The following is a 19,240-nucleotide window of genomic DNA, read 5'->3' as shown; positions in this document are numbered from 1 at the left end:
GTCATGCGTGAAGAGACGCCGGAGAAAGCCGCGCCGCTGCGCAGCGGCTACACGACAGGAAGCTGCGCGACCGCGACGAGTCTCGCGGCCGCGCGCCTCTTGCTGCTCGGCGAGACGAGCGAGCGCGCGGAGATCGTCCTGCCGAAGGGCCAGCGCGTGACGATGATGCTTTCGTTCTGCCGCCGTTTACCCGATGAAAGCGCCGCCGCCGAAGCCGGCGTCATCAAGGATGCGGGCGACGATCCCGACGTCACGCACGGTGCGCTCGTGTTCGCGCGCGTGCGACTGTCGGAGGAACCGGGCGTGCGTTTTCATGCGGGCGCGGGCGTCGGCACGGTGACGCGCGCGGGCCTCGCGCTCGCCGTCGGCGAACCGGCGATCAATCCGATGCCGCGCAAGATGATGACCGAGCATCTCGACGCGCTCGCAAAAAGCGTCGGCTATCGCGGCGGTTTCGACGTGACCATCGGCGTGGAGAACGGCGAAGCGCTCGCGCAGAAGACGATGAATCCGCGCCTCGGCATCGTCGGCGGATTGTCGATACTCGGCACGACCGGCATCGTCAGACCGTTTTCGTGCTCGGCGTACATCGCGTCGATTCATCAGGGCATCGATGTGGCGCGGGCGAACGGGTATCGGCATATCGCCGCGTGCACCGGCAACCAGAGCGAGGACGCGATGCGCGCGCGCTACGGCCTGCCCGACATCGCATTGATCGAAATGGGCGATTTCGTGGGCGCGGTGCTCAAGCATTTGCGCCGCGCGAGCGTCGACAAGCTGAGCCTGTGCGGCGGCTTCGGCAAGCTGTCCAAGCTCGCGGCGGGGCATATGGATCTGCACAGCCGCAGTTCGAGCATCGACTTGCCGCTGCTCGCCGTCTGGGCCGCCGATGCGGGCGCGAACGCCGAACTGCTGGCGTCGATGCGCGCGGCCAACACGAGTCAGGAAGCGCTCAAGCTCGCACGCGCCGAAGGCATCGCGCTCGGCGATATCGTCTGCCGACGCGCGCGCGATGTCGCGCTCGACGCGCTGCCGCCAGGCATCGAAGTCGAGACCTTCGCGATCGACCGGCAGGGCAATATCGTCGGGAGCGCGGCATGACGCGCGTGCTGCTGCTCGGCGGCACCGGCGATGCGCTCGCGATCGCGCGTGCGCTTCCTGCGACGCACGTCTACAGTCTCGCGGGCCTCGGGCGCGTGCCGGGCGATCTGGCGTGCACGGTGCGCGTCGGCGGTTTCGGCGGCATCGACGGGCTCGTGCGATATCTGCGCGACGAGCACATCACGCTCGTCGTCGATGCGACGCATCCCTATGCCGCGCAGATGAGCCGCCACGCGTTCGATGCCTGCGCGCTCGCCGACGTGCCGCTCTGGGCGGTGCGCCGTCCCGCATGGCAGCCGCAGGCGGGCGACGACTGGCGCGAGGCGTCGGACTGGCGCGAGATCGTCGAATGCATCGCGCCGTTTCATCGGCCGCTTTTCACGCTCGGGCGCGAGGCGCTCGCGCATCTGCACGACATTCCCGCGTCGCAGCACTGGACGATTCGCTGTCTCGACGCGCATCCGGGCAACGCGCGCGCGAGCATTGTCGATGCGCGCGGTCCGTTCGATCTCGCCGGCGAGCGCGCCTTGTTCGACGCGGCGCGTATCGATGTCGTCGTCAGCAAGAACAGCGGCGGGCGGGCGACCGAGGCGAAGCTCGCGGTCGCGCGGGAACGCGGTATCGCCGTCGTCATGCTCACGCGGCCCGCGCTTCCCGACGCCGACCGTATTTTCGACGACGCCGCCAGCGCCCGCGACGCGCTTCAACACTGGCTCACCAGACCATGACCGTTTATTTCATCGGCGCCGGACCGGGCGATCCCGAACTCATCACAGTAAAGGGGCAGCGGCTGATCCGCGCATGTCCCGTGATTCTCTACGCCGGCTCGCTCGTGCCGACGCAAGTCCTCGACGGACATCGCGCGCTGAAATGCATCGACACGGCCGAGCTCGATCTCGACGCGATCGTCGCGCTCCTGCAGGAAGCGCACGCGAACGGGCACGACGTGGCGCGCGTGCATTCGGGCGATCCGTCGCTGTACGGCGCGATCGGCGAGCAGATTCGCCGGCTCGACGCGCTCGCGATTCCCTACGAAGTGGTGCCGGGTGTCACGGCGACGGCGGCATCGGCGGCGGCGCTAAAGCGCGAACTGACGCTGCCCGGCATCTCGCAGACCGTGATCTTCACGCGCTACGCGACGAAGACGTCGATGCCCGAAGGCGAGAGCCTCGCCGATCTCGCGCGTCATCGCGCGACGCTCGCGATTCATCTGGGCGTGCGGCATATCGAGCGCATCGTCGCGGAGCTCGTGCCGCATTACGGCGCGGACTGTCCCGTCGCGGTCGTGTTTCGCGCGAGCTGGCCGGACGAGACGCGCGTCGAAGGGACGCTCGCGAACATCGCGCCGAAAGTGCGCGAGGCGGGCATGGAACGCACGGCGATGATTCTCGTCGGACGCGTGCTGGCCGCCGACGGCTTCGCGGAGTCCACGCTCTACGCGAAGGATCGATGACGCGATGCGCGACCTCGACGCCGTCTTCGATGCGCTCGCGAAATCGGCATTCCGACGCCGTTTCGCGCTCGGCGTGCGTGAGGGAAAATATTTAAGGGAGAAGGGCGTCGACACGGTCGTCGCGCAGGCGCATGAGCTGATCGGCAAGCGGCTTGCGCCGCAAGCGCCGCTGAACGACGGCAAGCAGACACCGTTTCGCGGGCATCCTGTCTTCATCGCGCAGCACGCGACGGCGACGTGCTGCCGCTCGTGTCTCGCGAAATGGCACGGCATCGCGGCGGGGAAAGCGCTCGACGACGCCGAGCGCCAACATGTCGTCGATGCCATCGAACGCTGGCTGCGCGCGCAACCGCTGCCGGCGGCGTCGAACCAGCCCGCGCCCGACAATCCGCAGCGCGAACTGCCTTTCTGACGCGCTCTAACGCGACGGATCGGCGCCCGCGGCTTCGAGACGCGCGCGCCGCACCGCCACGAAAATCAGCAACGCGAAAACCAGCGGTCCTACACCTACGCCGCAGTCCTTGGCCAACTGATTTCCCAACTGCGGATAGATCCACGCGAAAAACAGGATCGCGGGCTCGCCGCGCAGCCATCCGTCGCGCAGCGCGCGCGCGGCGATGAGTGCCAGCGGGATGCCGAGCCACACGCCGTCGTAGTTATAGATGTAGGGGCTGATCATGAACGTCGCGGCGACGAGCGCCGTCGCGCGAACTTCCAGTCCTTTCGCATTGCGCCATACCCACGCGACGGCGCAGATCGCCACGATCGCCTGACACGCCTGCGCGACATAGGCGGGACCGGTCGCGACGTGCGCCATGCGCAGGCTCGCGAAGAGGCTCGCCATCTGGAACCAAGGAAGACTGCCGCTCGCGGTGAAACCGTTGGCATCGTGCAGTCCGTGCAGAAAGACCGGCAGGATGTCGAGGCCGAAGACGGCGACCGAAACCGTGGTGAACAGGATCGTCGTCAGCGCGGCGGCGATGAAGGTCGTCCACATGCCCGCGCACGCCAGCGCGAGCGGAAACAGGATGGCCAGATGCGGCTTGATCGAAAGCAGGCCGATGAAGACGCCCGCGAGCATCGGCCGTTTTGGCATCGAGAGAAATGCGGCGAGCGCGAGACTCGCGGTGAGCGCGGCATTCTGTCCTTGGGCCGCGTTGAGCCAGAGGCCGGGAAACGCGACGATCCACATGATCATGTCGGGGATCGGCAGCGCGCGGCGGACCAGCAGCACGAAGACGACCGACGAAATCGAAGCGAACAGCGCGTAGGCAAGCGGCGCCGACAGGAAGCCGAACGGCTGCACCAGCAGCAGAAAGTTCGGCGGATAGAACCACGGCCCCGGCAGGATGATGTGCGGCCCCAGTTGCTGCGCGACGTGCTTGATCGCGTCCGCCGAATAGGCGTCGAGCGGATGCCCCGCGAGCGCGAGGCGCGCAGCCGACCAGAACGTCAGAAAGTCCCAGCCGGCCGGATGACCTTTCTCCGCCACGGCACTGCGCACGGCGAGAACGAGCCCGTAACACTGGAGCACGACGAGGATCGTCGCGCAATAAGCGCTCACGCGCGAGCCGTTGAGCCAGCGCCGACCGGGCGCGCGTTCGATGGAAGCGGGTTGGGTGCTCATCCGTCCGATATCGGCCGGATGGCGCCGAAACTTTAGCGAACGTCCGCCCGCGCGCGTTACTCGCGAACGCGTCCCTTGGCGCGCCGCGCGAGCATGTTCAGGCCCTCGACCAGCGCCGAGAACGCCATCGCCGCATAGATGTAGCCCTTCGGCACGTGTGTTCCGAAGCCTTCGGCGATCAGCGTCATCCCGATCACGAGCAGGAAGCCGAGCGCGAGCATGACGATCGTCGGATTGCGCTCGATGAAGCGCGACAGCGGACCGGCCGCGAACAGCATCACGGTGACGGCGGCGATCACCGCGACGAACATGATCGGAATGTGCTCGGTCATGCCGACCGCCGTCACGATGCTGTCGATGGAAAACACGAGATCGAGCAGCAGGATCTGGCCGATCGCCGACAGCGGCGTCAGGCTCTTGCCCGACGCGGGGCCGGCGTGTTCGTCGGCGTCGTGCGTGACGTGATGGCGGATTTCCGTCGTCGCCTTCCAGACGAGAAACACGCCGCCCGCGATGAGAATCAGGTCGCGCCAGGAAAAGCCGTGCCCGAACGCTTCGAAGATCGGCGTGGTGAGGCGGACGATCAGCGCGACCGTGCCGAGCAGGCCGAGCCGCATCACGAGCGCGAGCGCGATGCCGATGCGCTGCGTGCGTTCGCGGTGCGCCGCGGGCAGCTTGTTGGTCAGGATCGAAATGAAGATCAGGTTGTCGATGCCGAGCACGACTTCCATGACGACGAGCGTCGCGAGTGCGGCCCAGGCGGCGGGATCGGCGAGAAGGGCAACGAGATAGTCCATGGTTCGGGAGCGTTCGAGATGAGGGCGAGATATTAGCCTGTTCGGCGGGAAAAATGAAATGAACTTGAAAGCTTGCGCCTGATCGAAACCAGCCGGTGACAATCCTCGACGCGAGCTGTTGTTCAAACCGACAAATATCGGATTTGAAACGCTTATTTGCATTTGTTCGCGTGATGCACTGCCGCAAATACGGGTAAACTCCAATGCTTTCGCGCCGCGTGTTCGCGGCCGTGTTTAACTGTCGCCGCAAGGACACTGAGCAAGCCGCATGCAGCAAAAATCAAAACGTCTCGTCGAGCTGGACTTCTTCCGGGGACTGGTACTGCTGATCATCGTCGTCGATCATATCGGCGGCAGCATGGTGTCGCGTTTCACGCTGCATGCCTTCGCGCTCAATGACGCCGCCGAAGTCTTCGTGTTCCTCGGCGGCTTCGCCACGGCGACGGCCTACGCGTCGCTCGCGGAGCGCCGCTCCGAAAGCGCGGCGCGCAGGCGCTTCGTGAAACGCGCGTTCGAGCTTTATCGCGCGTTTCTCGTCACGGCGGCGCTGATGCTCGTCGCTTCGTTCCTGCTGCGGCCCTTTTTTGGCCACGCGCCGAATCTCGCGCTGCATGATCTGGACACGCTGATGTCGCAGCCGGTTTCCTCGATCGCGGAAATTCTCACATTCGAGCGCCAGCCTTATCTCTCGGCCGTCCTGCCGATGTACGCGCTCTTCGCACTCGCCGTGCCGCTCATGCTGCCGCTCGCGCGCAGCAAGCCTTGGCTGCTGCTCGGTCTAAGCCTCGCGTTGTGGGCGTTCGCGGCGCAGATCGGCGAATTCATGCCGTCCGTCGACGACAATCTGTGGGACTTCAATCCCGCCGCCTGGCAGTTGATGTTCGTGCTCGGCGTGCTGGCGCGCTGCCAGCCGATCTATCAACGCGTGAGCGCGAACCGCTTCGGCTGGATCGTGAGCGCGGGCGCCGTGGCGCTGATCGCCGGCATGGCGTACTACAAGCTGCTCGTGCTGCCGCCGGTGCTGGACAGCGCCTTCAAGCGCGACCTTGCTGGTCCGCGCGTCGTGAATTTCCTCGCCATCGCGTGGATCGCGGCGAATCTGGCGCGCTACGGCGTCGTCAAGGCGGTGGCGACGCGCCTGCCGTGGGTCGGCGCATTGGGACGCGCGGGCATGGTGTCATTCGTGGCGGGAACGGTGATTTCGCTCGTCGTCGATTCGATCCTGTTCACGTTGACCGATGGCCTCATCAACGTGCCTGCCGGACTCGCCGCCGACGCCATCGCGATCGGCGCGCTGCTTGCCGTGCCGCATGTGCATCAGCGGATCTCGAACTGGCTCGGCACCCGTCAGCCGGTCCCGGCGACGGCCGCCGCCGCACCCGCGACGGTCGCCGCAGCCGACAATCGGGCGCGCGGCATACGGTGATCTCTTCGAAGCGGGCAGTCGAACTGCCCGCTTTTTTATCGCGCTTTCATTGCAACTAACGGTCTGATTTTGCCGCCGACTTCGATAAGCACCGCCCGCGAAGAACCGAGGCACAGGTCTTGCAAGCAGTCACCGAACACAACACAAAAATCGGACCTGCCATGCTCAAGCTCGCCATTCTTTTCGCGATCATTTCTGTCGTCGCCGGATTCTTCGGCTTTACGCGCGTATCGTCGGGTGCGGCGGGCATCGCGAAGATCTGCTTCTTCATCTTCCTGATTCTGTTCGTCATATTCCTCGTCGTCGCGATTTCGGCGGGCTCGCTCGTGCTGTAGCGCGGGAAAGCGCCGGGCGCCGTACCGCGTGGTTCCTCGCATCGACCCGCGTGCGGCGACGGTGTTACATTGCCCCGAGAAGACATTCACGCGACCGTGAATCGAAAAGGAGGAGGCGATGCAGCATGCCATCGGCGCGGCCTTGCAGCCGGCGCAACGCGACGTCATCCGTCATTCGCACGAGCGCTCGGCCACGTTCGGGCTGTGCGAGACGATGCGCCCGGATTACGCCGTGCTGTCGGGCGCGGAGCTCGCCGTCAAGCTCGATGAAAGCCGTGCGCTCTTCGCTCACGCGCTGCCGGTGATGGAAACGCTGTACGCGCAGATCGCCAATACGCACAGCATGATCGCGCTCACCGACGCGAGCGGATTGATCCTGCATTCACTCGGCGACGACGACTTCCTCGCGCGCGCCGAAAAAGTCGCGCTGCGCGCGGGCGCGCTCTGGAGCGAAGAGCATCAGGGCACGAACGCGATCGGCACGACGATCGCCGAGCGCACGGCCGTCACCGTGCACGGCGACCAGCACTACCTGCGCGCCAATCACTTTCTGACGTGTTCCAGCGTGCCGATCCTCGATCCGCACGGCAATCTCTCCGGCGTGCTCGATGTCACCGGCGACCGACGCGGCTATCACCAGCACACGATGGCGCTCGTGAAAATGTCCGCGCAGATGATCGAGAACCGCCTGATCGCGAGCGGCTTCAGCGACGGCCTGCGCATCCGTTTCCATAGCCGGCCCGAGTTCATCGGCACGTTGATGGAAGGCATCGCCGTATTCGATCTCGACGGGCGCCTGCTCTGCGCGAACCGCAGCGCGCAGTTTCAGCTCGGTCTCGAACTCGGCGCTTTGCGTTCGCAGACGCTCGATGCGCTGTTCGGCGAGCGCGTCGATGAACTCATCGCGCGCGCGGGCGATGCGTCTTGCCGGCTCGAACTGCATAGCGGCGTCGCGGTGTTCGCGAGCGTCGATTTTCACGCGCGGAACATGTCGAGCGTCCCGAGCACGACGAGCACGATTCCCACACGCGAGCGCGCCGGTTCGAGCCTCGCCGATCTCTGTACCGGCGATGCGCAGATGAACGACATCGTCGCGCGCGTGCGCAAGGTCATCGGCAAGAACATACCGATTCTGATCGGCGGTGAAACGGGCGCGGGCAAGGAAATGCTCGCGCGCGCGATCCACGACGATTCGCCGCGCCGCGCGGGGCCGTTCGTTGCGGTGAACTGCGCATCGCTGCCGGAGACGCTGATCGAATCGGAGCTTTTCGGCTATGCGCAGGGCGCGTTCACGGGCGCGGCGAAGCGCGGCGCGATCGGCAAGATCGTGCAGGCGAACGGCGGCACGCTCTTTCTCGATGAAATCGGCGACATGCCGCTCGCGATGCAAAGCCGTCTGCTGCGCGTGCTGCAGGAACGCGTCGTCGAGCCGCTCGGCGCCGCGCGCGCGGTGCCGGTCGATTTCATGCTCGTCTGCGCGAGCAATCGCAAGCTGCGCGAGCGCGTCGCGCAGGGCGAATTCCGCGAAGATCTGTATTACCGGATCAACGGTCTTTCGGTGACGCTGCCGCCGCTTGCCGCGCGCTCCGACCTGCGCGCGGTCGTCGACAAGATTCTGCGGCACGAGCGTTTCGCCGGGCGCGTCGTGCACGTCGACGACGACGTGCTCGCGCTCTTCGCGCGTCATCCGTGGCCGGGCAACATACGGCAGTTGAGCAACGTCCTGCGCACGGCGTCCGCGATGCTCGACGATCACGACACGCATATCCGCATCGAACATCTTCCGCACGATTTCGTCGATGAACTCGGCGAACAGCCCAAATTCGATAACGCAACGCCGCCCGCGAACGGCGCGCGTCTTGTCGACATCGAAGCGAGCGCGGTGAGCGCCGCGCTCAAGGCGCACGGCGGCAATGTATCCGCGACGGCGCGCGCGCTCGGCATATCGCGCACGACGCTGTATCGGAAGTTGCGCGTTTAATCGGCTGGCAATTTCGCGTCGGACGCGGGCAACGCGCCGCTGTGATCCTTCAGCCCGACGCCGGTGAGCTTCAGGCGGCGCGCTTCGTTCAGCAGCCACATCAGCTTGAATGCGGCGATTTCGTAGTCGAGTCCTTCGGGCCGCACATTCGATATGCAGTTGCGCTCGGCGTCGTTGCGTCCGGCGCGCGGCGCGTAGGTCACGTAAAGACCGAGGCTGTCGGGCGAACTGAGCCCCGGCCGTTCGCCGATCATTACGACGACGATCTGCGCCCGCAAAAGCTCACCGATGCGATCGCCGAGGGCGACGCGCGCCTGCGTCGCGATCACGACGGGACCGACGTTCCAGCCGTCGAGCCGCGCACGCAATGTCGCAAGCAAGGGCGCGACGTGACGTTGCGCGGCGAAGGCCGACAAGCCATCGGCGGCGACGAAAACGATATCGCTTTCGGATGCGTGCGCTGCAAGCCGTTGCGCGCTTTCATCGTTCAGCACGCGGCCCAGATCCGGCCGACGCAGATAGCGATCGCGATCCGGCGCGGCGCTTTGCGCATCGAGCGTATCGAAGCCGGCGGCGCGAACGGCTTCGCGCAACGCGACGGTATCGAGCGGCTGATGCACCGCGTCGCGCGCCTGCGCATGCGCGAGTTCGAATGCGAGCAAGGGCGCGGTCGGCAGGCTGCTGCCCGCGCGGCCGAGCGCGATGCGCGCGTTGGTGAAGCGCCGCAGCGCGTCCCAGGCATCGGCGTTCGTCATGAGTCGATCCAGTCGAGCAAAGGTTGCGTGGGCGCGGCGAGCAGATTGCCGCGGCCATCGGTGACGCGCATCTTCGCGAGCCACGCTTCGAATTCCGGCGCGCGTTTCAGGTTCAGCGCGCGGCGGATATAGAGCGCGTCATGGAACGACGTGCTTTGATAGTTGAGCATCACGTCGTCCGCGCCCGGCACGCCCATGATGAAGTTGACGTTCGCCACGCCGAGCAGCGTGAGGAGCGTGTCCATGTCGTCCTGATCGGCTTCGGCGTGATTCGTGTAGCAGATGTCGCAGCCCATCGGCACGCCGAGCAGCTTGCCGCAGAAGTGGTCTTCGAGTCCCGCGCGGATGATCTGCCGTCCGTCATAGAGATATTCCGGGCCGATGAAGCCGACCACCGTGTTCGTCAGAAGCGGTTGGAAGCGGCGCGCGACCGCGTACGCGCGCGCTTCGCAGGTCTGCTGATCGACGCCGTGATGCGCGTTCGCCGACAGCGCGCTGCCTTGCCCCGTCTCGAAGTACATGACGTTATCGCCGACGGTCCCGCGTTTGAGCGAGAGCGCCGCGTCGCGCGCTTCCTCCAGCAACGCGAGCGACACGCCGAAGCTCGCGTTCGCGCGCTCCGTGCCCGCGACGGACTGGAACACGAGATCGACGGGTGCGCCTTGCTCGATGGCGGCGAGCGCGTTGGTGACGTGCGTGAGGATGCACGACTGCATCGGCACGTCGTAGCGCTGGCGGAAATCGTCCATCATCGCGAGCAGCTTGCCGATGGCGGCGGGCGAATCCGATGCGGGATTCACGCCGATGACGGCATCGCCGCAGCCGTACAACAGGCCGTCGAGCATCGATGCGGCGATGCCCTTCGGATCGTCGGTCGGATGATTCGGCTGCAGGCGCACCGAGAGATGCCCCGGCAGGCCGATCGTCGTGCGAAAGCGCGTGACGACCGGGCGTTTTCTGGCAGCGAGGATCAGATCCTGATTGCGCATCAGCTTGGAAACGGCGGCGGCCATCTCCGGCGTCACGCCCATCGTGATGCGTTCGAGCGCGGCGGTGTCGGTGGTATCGGCGAGCAGCCACTCGCGGAATTCGCCGACCGTCAGGTGCGCGATCGGCGCGAACGCTTCGCGCGAATGTGTATCGACGATGAGGCGCGTGACTTCGTCGTCCTCGTAGGGAATGAGCGGCTCGTCGAGAAACGCGGCGAGCGGCAACTGCGCGAGCGCGATTTTCGCGGCCACGCGTTCTTCCTCGGTGGCGGCCGCGATGCCCGCGAGTTCGTCGCCGGAGCGCCGCGGGCTGGCGCGCGCGAGCAGCGTCTTCAGATCGTCGAAGCGGTAGCGGCGCGCGCCAATCGTCTCGTGAAAGCTCATCGCTTTCCTCTCGGAAGCATCGATTCATGCACTTTAGCCGCTTTCGCGGGCATCGCGCGTCGGTCAAAAAAAGCGCGTCCGGGCCGAAATCCGCCCGCATGCGATAATTTTTCGCTCGATTCAGCCAAAACCCGCCCGCAAGCCCGTGAAAAACCTGCTCGTTCCCATCGATCGCCTGAGCGAGTTCGATGAAATCGTCGACGTCCGCACACCGCTCGAATTCGCCGAGGATCACATTCCCGGCGCGATCAACGCGCCCGTGCTCAGCAACGAAGAGCGCGTGATCGTCGGGACGATGTACAAGCAGGTCTCGCCGTTCGAGGCGACGCGCGTCGGCGCGGCGATGGTCGCGCGCAATATCGCGATGCATCTCGACACGATCTTCGCCGACAAGCCGCGCAACTGGCGTCCGCTCGTCTATTGCTGGCGCGGCGGCAAGCGCTCCGGCTCGATGACGACGTGGCTCAACATGATCGGCTGGCAGGCCCGGCAACTCGACGGCGGCTACAAGAGCTATCGGCGCGACGTGATCGAGCGGCTCGGCACGCTGCCCGGACGTTTTCGCTATGTCGCGCTGATCGGCCATACGGGCAGCGGCAAGACGCGGCTGCTGAAGGCGCTCGACGCGGCGGGCGCGCAGACGCTCGATCTCGAAGGACTCGCCGCGCATCGCGGTTCCTTGCTCGGCGCGCTGCCGGGACGCCCGCAGCCGACGCAAAAAGCGTTCGATTCGGCGCTCCTGAAGACGCTTTCGGGCTTCGATCCGGCGAAACCGGTTTTTGTCGAAGCGGAAGGGCGGCGCATCGGATCGATCACGATGCCCGACGCCATCCTCGACAATCTGCACGCGGCGTCGTGCGTGGAAGTCGAGGCGCGGCGCGAGGACCGCATCGCGTTCTTGCTGCAGGATTACGCGCATCTTTTCGACGATCCCGCGTTTTTCAAGGCGCAATTGTCGAAGCTCGTCGCGCTGCATAGCCGGGAGCGCGTCGCGCACTGGCATCGGCTGATCGATGACAACGCACGCGCGGAGCTTTTCGCCGAACTGATCGACCGTCATTACGATCCGGCGTATGGACGCAGCAGCCAGGCGCTCTATATGAAGCTGCCGCACGCGGCGCACGTGCTGTTCCGTCCGAACGACGCGGACAGCGTCGATCAGGCGAAAGCCTTGCTCGCCCGGCTCGCCGAGACGACGCCCGCGCTCTGATTCAATTTCATCACTCGAAAGAAAAAGATATGACCACGTTTTCACAACCTCGCGTCGCACGCGGCTGGCTGGTATTCCTGCTGATCGCCGTCGTGGGCCTGTTCTACGTGAAATGGTTTCCGTACTACAACCGCGCGTTCGTCGCGGCGAGCCAGCATTCGATCGGCAAATCCATTCTGATGGGCACGTCGGCGAGCGCGCCGGAGCCGTCGTGGCAAGCCGCGCTCGACTACGCGATCGCCTACGGCAAGGCCATCTGGCAGGCGATGGTGCTCGGCCTTCTGCTCGGCTCCGCGGTGCAGGCGCTGATTCCGCCGCGCTGGGTCGCGCGGGCGCTGGGCGAGCACAACTTCGGCAGCGTCGTGAACGGCGGGTTGATGTCCTTGCCCGGCATGATGTGCACGTGTTGCGCCGCGCCCGTCGTCGCGGGGCTGCGTGCGCGCGAAGCGGCGCCGGGCGCGGCCGTCGCGTTCTGGCTCGGCAATACCGTGCTCAATCCGGCGGCGCTGGTTTTCATGGGCTTCGTGCTCGGCTGGCAATGGACCGGTTTGCGGCTCGTGCTCGGCGTGTTGATGGTGTTCGGCCTCGGCTACGCGATCAACCGGATGGTGACGCCGGCGCAGGCGGCGTCGTCGCGTCAGGCGCTTGCCAAGCTGATCGAAGAGGACGAGCCGGGCACGGCGTTTTCGCGCTGGATCAAAATTCTCGGACGCATGACGTTGCGGCTCGTGCCCGAATACATCGTGCTCGTGCTGCTGCTTGGCGCGGCGCGCGCCTGGCTCTTTCCGCACATCGGTCCGGATATCGGCAACGGCATGTGGTGGATCGCGGCGTTTGCCGTCGCGGGCACGCTCTTCGTGATTCCGACCGCCGGCGAAGTGCCCATCATTCAGGCGATGCTTTCGCTCGGCATGGCGACGGGACCGGCCGGCGCGCTCTTGATGACCTTGCCGCCCGTCAGCGTGCCGTCGCTCGCGATGCTCGCGCGGTCGTTTCCGCCGCGCGTGCTCGCGTTCGTGGCCGCGTCGGTCGTGGTGTTCGGGATCGTTGGCGGGGTGATTGCGGCGGCGGTGTTCTGAACGCGCGCGGCGCCTCAATGAATCGCCGCGCCCGCCTTGATCAGCAACTTGAACGGCAGCGCGAGCAGCATCGCGCCGCCGACGCCCGCCATCCACAACGCGACGAACCAGAACACCTTGCGCGCGCGCTCAATGGTAGTGATGTTCGCCATGACGCACCTTTCCTCTGAAGACCCAATAGCCTAGCGTCGTGTAAGCGACGATCACAGGCAGAATCACCGCCGCGCCGACGATCGTGAAGAGCTGGCTCGAACGGGGCGCGGCCGCATCCCAGATCGAAACGCCGGGGAAAATCTCGTGCGGCGACACGCTCAGCACCAGACCCGAGTAGCCGAGAAACACGAAGCCGAGCGCGACGGCAAACGGCCGCTTCTCGTGACGCGATGCGATCGAGCGGCGCATCGCCCACGCGCAAACCGCGACGAGCACGGGCACCGGCAACATGCGATAGAACCACGGCGAATCGAACCAGCGCGACGCGATGCCCGCGTCTTGCAACGGCGTCCAGATGCTGACGACCGCGATCGTCGCGAGTTGCAGAACGGTCAGCGGCCACACGACGCGATACATCCGCCGCTGCAGATCGCCTTCCGTTTTCGCGATCAGCCAGCACGCGCCGAGCAGCGCATAAGTGACGACCAGCGCGCCGCCCGTGAAGATCGAGAAGGGCGTGAACCAGCCGAAGGCATCGCCGGAAAAACGGCCGTCGGCGACCGGAATGCCGTCGAGAAACGCGCCGAGCGCCACGCCCTGAAAGAACGTCGCGCCCGCCGATCCGCCGATGAACGCCAGATCCCACATATGCTTCGTGCGCTGCGCCTTCGCGCGGATTTCGAACGACACGCCGCGGAAAATCAGGCACACGAGCATCAGCACGAGCGGCAGATACAGCGCGGACAGCACGGTCGAATAAACCATCGGGAACGCGGCGAACAATCCCGCGCCGCCGAGCACGAGCCACGTTTCGTTGCCGTCCCAGACGGGCGCGACGGTGTTCATCATCACGTCGCGATCGTGCTGATCCGGAAAGAACGGGAAGAGAATGCCGATGCCGAGGTCGAAGCCGTCGAGCACGACGTAAAGGAACAGGCCGAACGCGATGATCGCGGCCCAGGCGAGTGTGAGGTCCATGTTCTTAAGCTCCTTCGATGGACTGATTCGGAAGGCTGAGCGGACGCCGCGCGCTGCCGTCCGACGGCTGCGTCGACGCGCCCGGCAACGCGGGGCCGTGACGCAGCAGCTTCAGCAAGTAGTAGATGCCCGTGCCGAAGACGATCGTGTAGACGATCACGAACGCGAGCAGCGACACGCCGACTTGCTGCGCCGTGACCGGTGAGACGGCATCGGCAGTACGCATCACGCCGTACACGACCCAAGGCTGGCGTCCGGCTTCGGTCGTGACCCAGCCCGCGAGCAGCGTGATGAATCCGCTCGGACCCATCGCAAGTGCAAAGCGATGGAACCAGCGCGCCTCGAACAGCTTGCGCCTGCGATGCAGCCACCACGCCGCGAACGACATCACGATCATCAGCACGCCGAGTCCGGCCATCACGCGGAAGCTCCAGAACACGAGCGTCGAGTTCGGACGATCTTCCTTCGGGAATTCCTTCAGGCCGCGAATCTCGCCGTCCCAGCTATGCGTGAGGATCAGGCTGCCGAGATGCGGAATCTGCACGGCGTATTTCGTCGTTTCGGCTTCCATGTCGGGAATGCCGAAGAGATTGAGCGCGGTGCCGCCTTTCTCCGTTTCCCAGATGCCTTCGATCGCCGCGATCTTCGCCGGCTGATGTTCGCGCGTGTTGAGGCCGTGCGCGTCGCCGACGAGCGCCTGAATCGGCGTCAGGGCGAGCAGCAGCCAGAGCGACATCGAAAACATCTTCTTGATGGCCGGATCGCGCCGGCCTTTCAGCAGATGCCACGCGCCGGTCGCGGCCACGACGAGCGCCGCCACGATGAACGCCGCAATCGCCATATGCGCGAGCCGGTACGGAAACGACGGATTGAAGATGATCGCCCACCAGTCGACCGGCACGACATGATCGCCTTCGATGCGAAAGCCCTGCGGCGTCTGCATCCAGCTATTCGAGGCGAGAATCCAGAAGGTGGAGATGAGCGTGCCGATGGCGACCATCAGCGTTGCGCCGAAGTGCGCCTTCGGGCCGACCTTGTTCCAGCCGAACAGCATGATGCCGAGGAAGCCCGCTTCGAGGAAGAACGCGGTCATCACTTCATAGGTAAGCAGCGGCCCGGTGATCGGACCGGCGAAGCTCGAAAAGCCGCCCCAGTTGGTGCCGAATTCGTACGCCATGACGACGCCCGACACGACGCCCATGCCGAACGCGACGGCAAAGACTTTCGACCAGAAGAGACACAGCTCCTTGTAGACCGGCTTGCCGGTTTTGAGCCACGCGCCTTCGAGCACGGCGATGAAACTCGCGAGCCCGATGGAAAGCGCCGGAAAGATGATGTGGAACGAGACGGTGAACGCGAACTGGATGCGCGCCAGATCGAGTGCTTCGGGAGTCGAATGCATGATGACTTGTGCCTTGAAATTCACGCGCGCCCGCAGTCGGGAGCGGTTGTGTCCTGTGCTGATCGAGACGTGCGACGGGCCGGAGCTTAGCTCTGTTTCGAGACGGGTGTTGCGCTGCGTCAGTGAATTGTCATTGCGCGCAAATGCCGCAGTTTCAAGGGTTTAGCACCGCTATCGGATTGATTTCTCGATGATTTCGAGATGGAGATTTAGTGCGCTGCGGCAAGATCGCGCACGCGTTTTCGCGACAATCGACCGCACTGGAATCGCCGCGCGCAAGAGGCGCCGGTTTTGATCGGTTCAGAAAGAACTTTTACGTTGTCGCGGCACGGGACGTGCGACAGGCGCGGTTACCATAATCGCTTTTGACACGCGCGACGTGCGCGTAGGAAGGAGAAGCATCATGCGCCTCGATGACCAGCAGGAAAGTCAGAATGTAGAGGACCGGCGCGGCGGGGGCGGTTTTCGAATGGGCGGCGGATCGATCGGCATCGGGACGATCGTCGTGGCGCTCGCGGCGTCGTATTTCTTCGGCATCAATCCGATGACGATCATCAACGGCGCGCAAGTTCTGCATGGCAACGCGCCGCAACAGCAGGCCGCACCGTCCAATGCGCAACCGGCCAACGATCCCGGCGCCGTGTTCGTGCGCCGCGTGCTCGGCAACACGGAACAGACGTGGCAGCACATCTTTCGCGCGCAGTTCAATCAGGACTATCCGGCGCCGCGGCTCGTGATGTTTTCCGGCGCCACGCAAACCGCGTGCGGCACCGGGCAGGCAGCCATGGGCCCGTTCTATTGCCCGAACGACCGCAAGGTGTACATCGATCTTTCGTTCTATCGCGAGTTGCGCGACCGCTTCGGCGCGAGCGGCGATTTCGCGCAGGCGTATGTGATCGCGCATGAAGTCGGGCATCACGTTCAGAACGTGCTCGGCATCATGAACAAGGTCGATCAGGCGCGCTCGCAAATGTCGCGCGAGCAGGCGAACGCGCTGTCGGTGCGCGTCGAGTTGCAGGCGGATTGCTTCGCGGGCGTCTGGGCCGCGGTCGCGCAGCGCGAGAACGCGAAGCTGATCGAGCCGGGCGATTTCGAGCAAGGCTTGAACGCGGCGGCCGCGATCGGCGATGACCGTCTGCAACAGCAATCGCAAGGTCGCGTCGTGCCCGAGGCGTTCACGCACGGGACGAGCGCGCAACGCCAGCGTTGGCTGCGGCGCGGCATGTCATCGGGCGATGTCGCCCAGTGCGACACGTTCTCGACGCGTTCGCTCTGATCGACGGGCGCGCGTCGCGGCAACCGGACGCTGTGAATTGGTCTATTCTGAAGCCGTCGCAGCGTCCGTTTCCGGATAGTCCTTACAAACGCTGACATCGCGTTCGTCTCAAATTCATTAGAATCGCTGGTTTTCCGGGTTCGGCCCAGCATTGCCGCTGGCCGCGACTCGCACCGGAACATTCTCGTCCCGTTCATGAAGCGAATTCTGATCGTCAAAGTCACGTCTCTCGGCGATATCGTCGAGACGCTACCCGTCGTTGCCGATCTGCGGCGCGCGTTTCCTTCCGCCAAAATCGACTGGGCCGCGGACGCCGCCTTCGCCGATATCATCCGCTGGAATCCCGGCGTCGATCGCGTGCTAAGCGCGCCCTTGCGCAAGTTCAAGAAGGCGCGCAGCTGGAACGATCTGAAGGAGATCGGCGCGTCGATCGGTGAGTTGCGCGCCGAAAAATACGACGTGATCGTCGATATTCACGGTGTCTACAAGAGCGCGATCATCGCGTTCATCGCGCGCGGACGGCGGCGTTACGGGTATCTGAATCAGGATCTCGGCGAGCGCGGCGCGGCTTTCGCGTACAACGCGCGCTTCGGTCCGCGTCCGCTCACCGATGCCTGGCGCGGCATGCGCGTGAGCGTCGCATATGCGCTCGGCTATCGTCTGGAAGACCCGCCCGACTTCAACATCCGCCTGCCCGCGCCCACCCGCGAGCTGAACATTCCGCGCGACGCGCGCATCGCGATGCTGTTTCATGCGACGTCGGCGGACGTGAAGAAGTGGCCGCAGTCGCATTGGGGCGAAGTCGGCCGCTGGCTGACCGCGCGCGGTTATTCGATCGCGCTGCCGTGGGGAACGGAGCGCGAGCAGGACGAGGCGCGAGCCATCGCCGCGCTCGTGCCGGGTGCGACCGTGCTGCCGAAGCTGTCGGTCGTGGAATGCGCCCACTGGATTCAGGCGTCTGAACTCGTTGTCGGCGCGGATACCGGGCTCGTGCATCTCGCGCACGCCTTGCAGCGCCGCACCGTCATGTTGTTTGCCGCGACCTCGCGAGAACATTTCGGCGTGAATGATCCCGGACGGTCGGCGTCGATCGGCGAAGAGGGCGCACCTCCCGACGTGCCGCAAGTGCTGGCTGCCATCGAAAGCGTGACGAATTCGCCGCAAAAACCCGTTCCTCATTCGGCCGAATCGGGCGCTACGGTTCGCTGAACATGCGTCGCAGCGAAACTTTGTGCGCATAAACTCATGCCGACGCTTGGCCCGGTAGAAAATCCATCGCGCGGTAAAAATATCAGTACGCTAACGTAAAACTTGCCATACAGCACTTGACGGCAACCCCGGCAAGCACGACGATTGCGGAAAACACCTAAGAATCGTCCGATAAGATGACCGAAGAAACCGTCGCAGATGCGCGCCAGTCGCTGGCGCGTCTCGAACCGTCCGAGATTCCGCTTGGCACGCCGCTCGAATGGCCGATCGTCGCCGCAGATGGCGCGATCTTGTTCGACGCCGGCGCCGTCGTGCCGGACGGCGCGGCGCTCGAATTCATGTTCCGGCACTTCGAGCCGAATCGTGCGATTCAGGCGGCAGCGCCGAGCGCGCCCGAGGAAGAGTTCGCGAAGGACGGGCCGCTGACGCTGGAGGACATCGGTCTCACGATCGGCGCGCGGGTCGGCTTGCGCGGCACGGGCGGCACGGGTTCTGCCATGTACGCGAGCCGCGTGATCGGCTTTTCGACGCCGCGCCGCAATGGCGAGCGTTCGCTCTTCGTGACGCAGCCTTTGATGGCGGGATTCGATCCGCTCGTTCTGACGCTGGGCGAGCAGGTCGATCTGGTCGCGCTCACGGGGCGGGGCGTGTTCCGCTTCGCCTGCACCGTCGATGCCACCTGCCGCGAGCCGTTCAATTACGCGGTGCTATCGGCGCCGGGCGCGATCCGCCGATTGCGCACGCGCAAGTTCGCGCGGATGCCGACTCGTCTCGCGGCGCATTTCGCGGCCGTCGGGGAGCCGCAGAGCGCCCTGCAACTGGGCCGCGTGAGCGACATCAGTCCGTACGGCATGTCGCTGACCGTCGCGAATCCGGTCGCGCACATGGGCGAGCGTCTGCAACTTTCATTTCAGTTCAGGACCGATGGCGTCGAGGTGAAGATCGAGACCATCGCGATCGTGCGCCATGTCGGCGCGACCGATCCTGCCGATGGCAGCGCGGCGTACGGGCTCGAGTTCGAAACGCTCGAACCGTCGCAGCGGATCGCGCTGAAATCGTTCATGGCCGAGCACAGCTAAGCGGCC

The 19,240-nt window shown here is 65.2% G+C and carries 19 protein-coding genes; 12 read left to right on the top strand and 7 right to left on the bottom strand.

Translation table 11 applies throughout. From position 1 onward, the window contains the following. Positions 1–3 precede the first annotated feature (3 nt). From NCR93_RS17920 to NCR93_RS17905, 4 genes are read left to right on the top strand one after another with little or no spacing between them, the layout of a single operon-like run. Complete coding sequence (locus NCR93_RS17920) at positions 4–1,101, top strand: cobalt-precorrin-5B (C(1))-methyltransferase (RefSeq protein WP_175979433.1); 1,098 nt, start codon at positions 4–6, stop codon at positions 1,099–1,101. Further along, a complete protein-coding gene (locus NCR93_RS17915; protein WP_175979432.1) occupies positions 1,098–1,829 on the top strand; it encodes a cobalt-precorrin-6A reductase in 732 nt (243 codons plus the stop codon). The genes NCR93_RS17920 and NCR93_RS17915 overlap by 4 nt, the downstream gene beginning before the upstream one ends. Next, positions 1,826–2,554 (top strand): precorrin-4 C(11)-methyltransferase, encoded by a 729-nt coding sequence (gene cobM / locus NCR93_RS17910; protein WP_175979431.1) that lies wholly within the window; start codon positions 1,826–1,828, stop codon positions 2,552–2,554. The genes NCR93_RS17915 and cobM overlap by 4 nt, the downstream gene beginning before the upstream one ends. Before the next feature lie 4 nt (positions 2,555–2,558). Then, entirely contained in the window at positions 2,559–2,966 is a 408-nt protein-coding gene (locus NCR93_RS17905; RefSeq protein WP_175979430.1) for a DUF4186 domain-containing protein, read from the top strand. Between the two features lie 6 nt (positions 2,967–2,972). On the opposite strand, the gene NCR93_RS17900 is transcribed toward NCR93_RS17905, so the two are convergent. Continuing rightward, positions 2,973–4,181 (bottom strand): glycosyltransferase family 87 protein, encoded by a 1,209-nt coding sequence (locus NCR93_RS17900; protein ID WP_175979429.1) that lies wholly within the window; start codon positions 4,179–4,181, stop codon positions 2,973–2,975. A 56-nt stretch (positions 4,182–4,237) separates the two neighbouring features. Beyond that, positions 4,238–4,978: a TerC family protein gene (locus NCR93_RS17895; RefSeq protein WP_008353127.1), complete on the bottom strand. Its 741-nt coding sequence runs from the start codon at positions 4,976–4,978 to the stop codon at positions 4,238–4,240. A gap of 268 nt (positions 4,979–5,246) precedes the next feature. On the opposite strand from NCR93_RS17895, the gene NCR93_RS17890 reads away from it, so the two are divergent. The 3 genes from NCR93_RS17890 (at position 5,247) to NCR93_RS17880 (ending at position 8,720) form a co-directional block, all read left to right on the top strand. Continuing rightward, positions 5,247–6,404, top strand: a complete 1,158-nt coding sequence (locus tag NCR93_RS17890) for an OpgC domain-containing protein (RefSeq protein WP_175979428.1) — start codon at positions 5,247–5,249, stop codon at positions 6,402–6,404. Positions 6,405–6,565: 161 nt separating this feature from the next. Beyond that, on the top strand, positions 6,566–6,739 hold the full coding sequence (locus tag NCR93_RS17885) for a DUF1328 domain-containing protein (RefSeq protein WP_008353131.1): 174 nt from the start codon (positions 6,566–6,568) through the stop codon (positions 6,737–6,739). 118 nt (positions 6,740–6,857) lie between these two features. Further along, the gene (locus tag NCR93_RS17880; protein ID WP_175979427.1) at positions 6,858–8,720 is read left to right on the top strand and encodes a sigma-54-dependent Fis family transcriptional regulator; all 1,863 of its coding nucleotides are present in this window, start codon (positions 6,858–6,860) and stop codon (positions 8,718–8,720) included. On the opposite strand, the gene eutC is transcribed toward NCR93_RS17880, so the two are convergent. Both eutC and NCR93_RS17870 read right to left on the bottom strand, forming a co-directional pair. Then, positions 8,717–9,475 carry an ethanolamine ammonia-lyase subunit EutC gene (eutC, locus tag NCR93_RS17875; RefSeq protein WP_008353135.1) on the bottom strand — a complete coding sequence of 253 codons (759 nt, stop codon included), beginning with the start codon at positions 9,473–9,475 and terminating at the stop codon, positions 8,717–8,719. The two genes, NCR93_RS17880 and eutC, sit on opposite strands and share 4 nt — an antisense overlap. Then, positions 9,472–10,848, bottom strand: coding sequence for an ethanolamine ammonia-lyase subunit EutB (locus NCR93_RS17870; protein WP_175979426.1), 1,377 nt, complete (start codon positions 10,846–10,848; stop codon positions 9,472–9,474). The genes eutC and NCR93_RS17870 overlap by 4 nt, the downstream gene beginning before the upstream one ends. 145 nt (positions 10,849–10,993) lie before the next feature. Between NCR93_RS17870 and mnmH the strand changes: the two genes are divergently transcribed. Together mnmH and NCR93_RS17860 are read left to right on the top strand one after the other, a co-directional pair. Then, the gene (gene mnmH, locus NCR93_RS17865) at positions 10,994–12,058 is read left to right on the top strand and encodes a tRNA 2-selenouridine(34) synthase MnmH (RefSeq protein ID WP_175979425.1); all 1,065 of its coding nucleotides are present in this window, start codon (positions 10,994–10,996) and stop codon (positions 12,056–12,058) included. A gap of 29 nt (positions 12,059–12,087) precedes the next feature. Continuing rightward, on the top strand, positions 12,088–13,137 hold the full coding sequence (locus NCR93_RS17860) for a permease (protein WP_008353139.1): 1,050 nt from the start codon (positions 12,088–12,090) through the stop codon (positions 13,135–13,137). A 14-nt stretch (positions 13,138–13,151) separates the two neighbouring features. On the opposite strand, the gene NCR93_RS17855 is transcribed toward NCR93_RS17860, so the two are convergent. Genes NCR93_RS17855 through NCR93_RS17845 form a run of 3 tightly spaced genes read right to left on the bottom strand, consistent with a single transcriptional unit; the run spans position 13,152 to position 15,670 of the window. Then, positions 13,152–13,289, bottom strand: a complete 138-nt coding sequence (locus NCR93_RS17855; RefSeq protein WP_167357759.1) for a hypothetical protein — start codon at positions 13,287–13,289, stop codon at positions 13,152–13,154. Next, entirely contained in the window at positions 13,267–14,268 is a 1,002-nt protein-coding gene (cydB, locus tag NCR93_RS17850; protein WP_008353140.1) for a cytochrome d ubiquinol oxidase subunit II, read from the bottom strand. Before cydB ends, NCR93_RS17855 begins: the two co-directional genes overlap by 23 nt. 4 nt (positions 14,269–14,272) lie before the next feature. Next, complete coding sequence (locus tag NCR93_RS17845) at positions 14,273–15,670, bottom strand: cytochrome ubiquinol oxidase subunit I (protein WP_175979424.1); 1,398 nt, start codon at positions 15,668–15,670, stop codon at positions 14,273–14,275. A 403-nt stretch (positions 15,671–16,073) separates the two neighbouring features. Between NCR93_RS17845 and ypfJ the strand changes: the two genes are divergently transcribed. From ypfJ to NCR93_RS17830, 3 genes are all read left to right on the top strand, one after another. Further along, a complete protein-coding gene (gene ypfJ / locus NCR93_RS17840) occupies positions 16,074–16,946 on the top strand; it encodes a KPN_02809 family neutral zinc metallopeptidase (RefSeq protein WP_175979423.1) in 873 nt (290 codons plus the stop codon). A gap of 195 nt (positions 16,947–17,141) precedes the next feature. Then, positions 17,142–18,155 (top strand): lipopolysaccharide heptosyltransferase I, encoded by a 1,014-nt coding sequence (gene waaC / locus NCR93_RS17835; RefSeq protein ID WP_175979422.1) that lies wholly within the window; start codon positions 17,142–17,144, stop codon positions 18,153–18,155. A 176-nt stretch (positions 18,156–18,331) separates the two neighbouring features. Next, complete coding sequence (locus NCR93_RS17830) at positions 18,332–19,234, top strand: flagellar brake protein (protein ID WP_175979421.1); 903 nt, start codon at positions 18,332–18,334, stop codon at positions 19,232–19,234. Positions 19,235–19,240: the final 6 nt, after the last annotated feature.

Source organism: Caballeronia sp. ATUFL_F1_KS39 (assembly GCF_023630985.1).
GTDB lineage: Bacteria > Pseudomonadota > Gammaproteobacteria > Burkholderiales > Burkholderiaceae > Caballeronia > Caballeronia zhejiangensis.
This window is presented reverse-complemented; position numbering and strand designations above follow the sequence as displayed.

Coding starts and splice junctions, on each gene's coding strand:
- cobM (WP_175979431.1), top strand. CDS start 1,826: ATGACCGTTTATTTCATCGGCGCCGGACCGGGCGATCCCGAACTCATC.
- eutC (WP_008353135.1), bottom strand. CDS start 9,475: ATGACGAACGCCGATGCCTGGGACGCGCTGCGGCGCTTCACCAACGCG.
- NCR93_RS17890 (WP_175979428.1), top strand. CDS start 5,247: ATGCAGCAAAAATCAAAACGTCTCGTCGAGCTGGACTTCTTCCGGGGA.
- NCR93_RS17895 (WP_008353127.1), bottom strand. CDS start 4,978: ATGGACTATCTCGTTGCCCTTCTCGCCGATCCCGCCGCCTGGGCCGCA.
- NCR93_RS17900 (WP_175979429.1), bottom strand. CDS start 4,181: ATGAGCACCCAACCCGCTTCCATCGAACGCGCGCCCGGTCGGCGCTGG.
- NCR93_RS17830 (WP_175979421.1), top strand. CDS start 18,332: ATGACCGAAGAAACCGTCGCAGATGCGCGCCAGTCGCTGGCGCGTCTC.
- NCR93_RS17860 (WP_008353139.1), top strand. CDS start 12,088: ATGACCACGTTTTCACAACCTCGCGTCGCACGCGGCTGGCTGGTATTC.
- NCR93_RS17905 (WP_175979430.1), top strand. CDS start 2,559: ATGCGCGACCTCGACGCCGTCTTCGATGCGCTCGCGAAATCGGCATTC.
- ypfJ (WP_175979423.1), top strand. CDS start 16,074: ATGCGCCTCGATGACCAGCAGGAAAGTCAGAATGTAGAGGACCGGCGC.
- NCR93_RS17880 (WP_175979427.1), top strand. CDS start 6,858: ATGCAGCATGCCATCGGCGCGGCCTTGCAGCCGGCGCAACGCGACGTC.
- NCR93_RS17885 (WP_008353131.1), top strand. CDS start 6,566: ATGCTCAAGCTCGCCATTCTTTTCGCGATCATTTCTGTCGTCGCCGGA.
- NCR93_RS17920 (WP_175979433.1), top strand. CDS start 4: ATGCGTGAAGAGACGCCGGAGAAAGCCGCGCCGCTGCGCAGCGGCTAC.
- NCR93_RS17915 (WP_175979432.1), top strand. CDS start 1,098: ATGACGCGCGTGCTGCTGCTCGGCGGCACCGGCGATGCGCTCGCGATC.
- NCR93_RS17845 (WP_175979424.1), bottom strand. CDS start 15,670: ATGCATTCGACTCCCGAAGCACTCGATCTGGCGCGCATCCAGTTCGCG.
- waaC (WP_175979422.1), top strand. CDS start 17,142: ATGAAGCGAATTCTGATCGTCAAAGTCACGTCTCTCGGCGATATCGTC.
- cydB (WP_008353140.1), bottom strand. CDS start 14,268: ATGGACCTCACACTCGCCTGGGCCGCGATCATCGCGTTCGGCCTGTTC.
- NCR93_RS17870 (WP_175979426.1), bottom strand. CDS start 10,848: ATGAGCTTTCACGAGACGATTGGCGCGCGCCGCTACCGCTTCGACGAT.
- NCR93_RS17855 (WP_167357759.1), bottom strand. CDS start 13,289: ATGGCGAACATCACTACCATTGAGCGCGCGCGCAAGGTGTTCTGGTTC.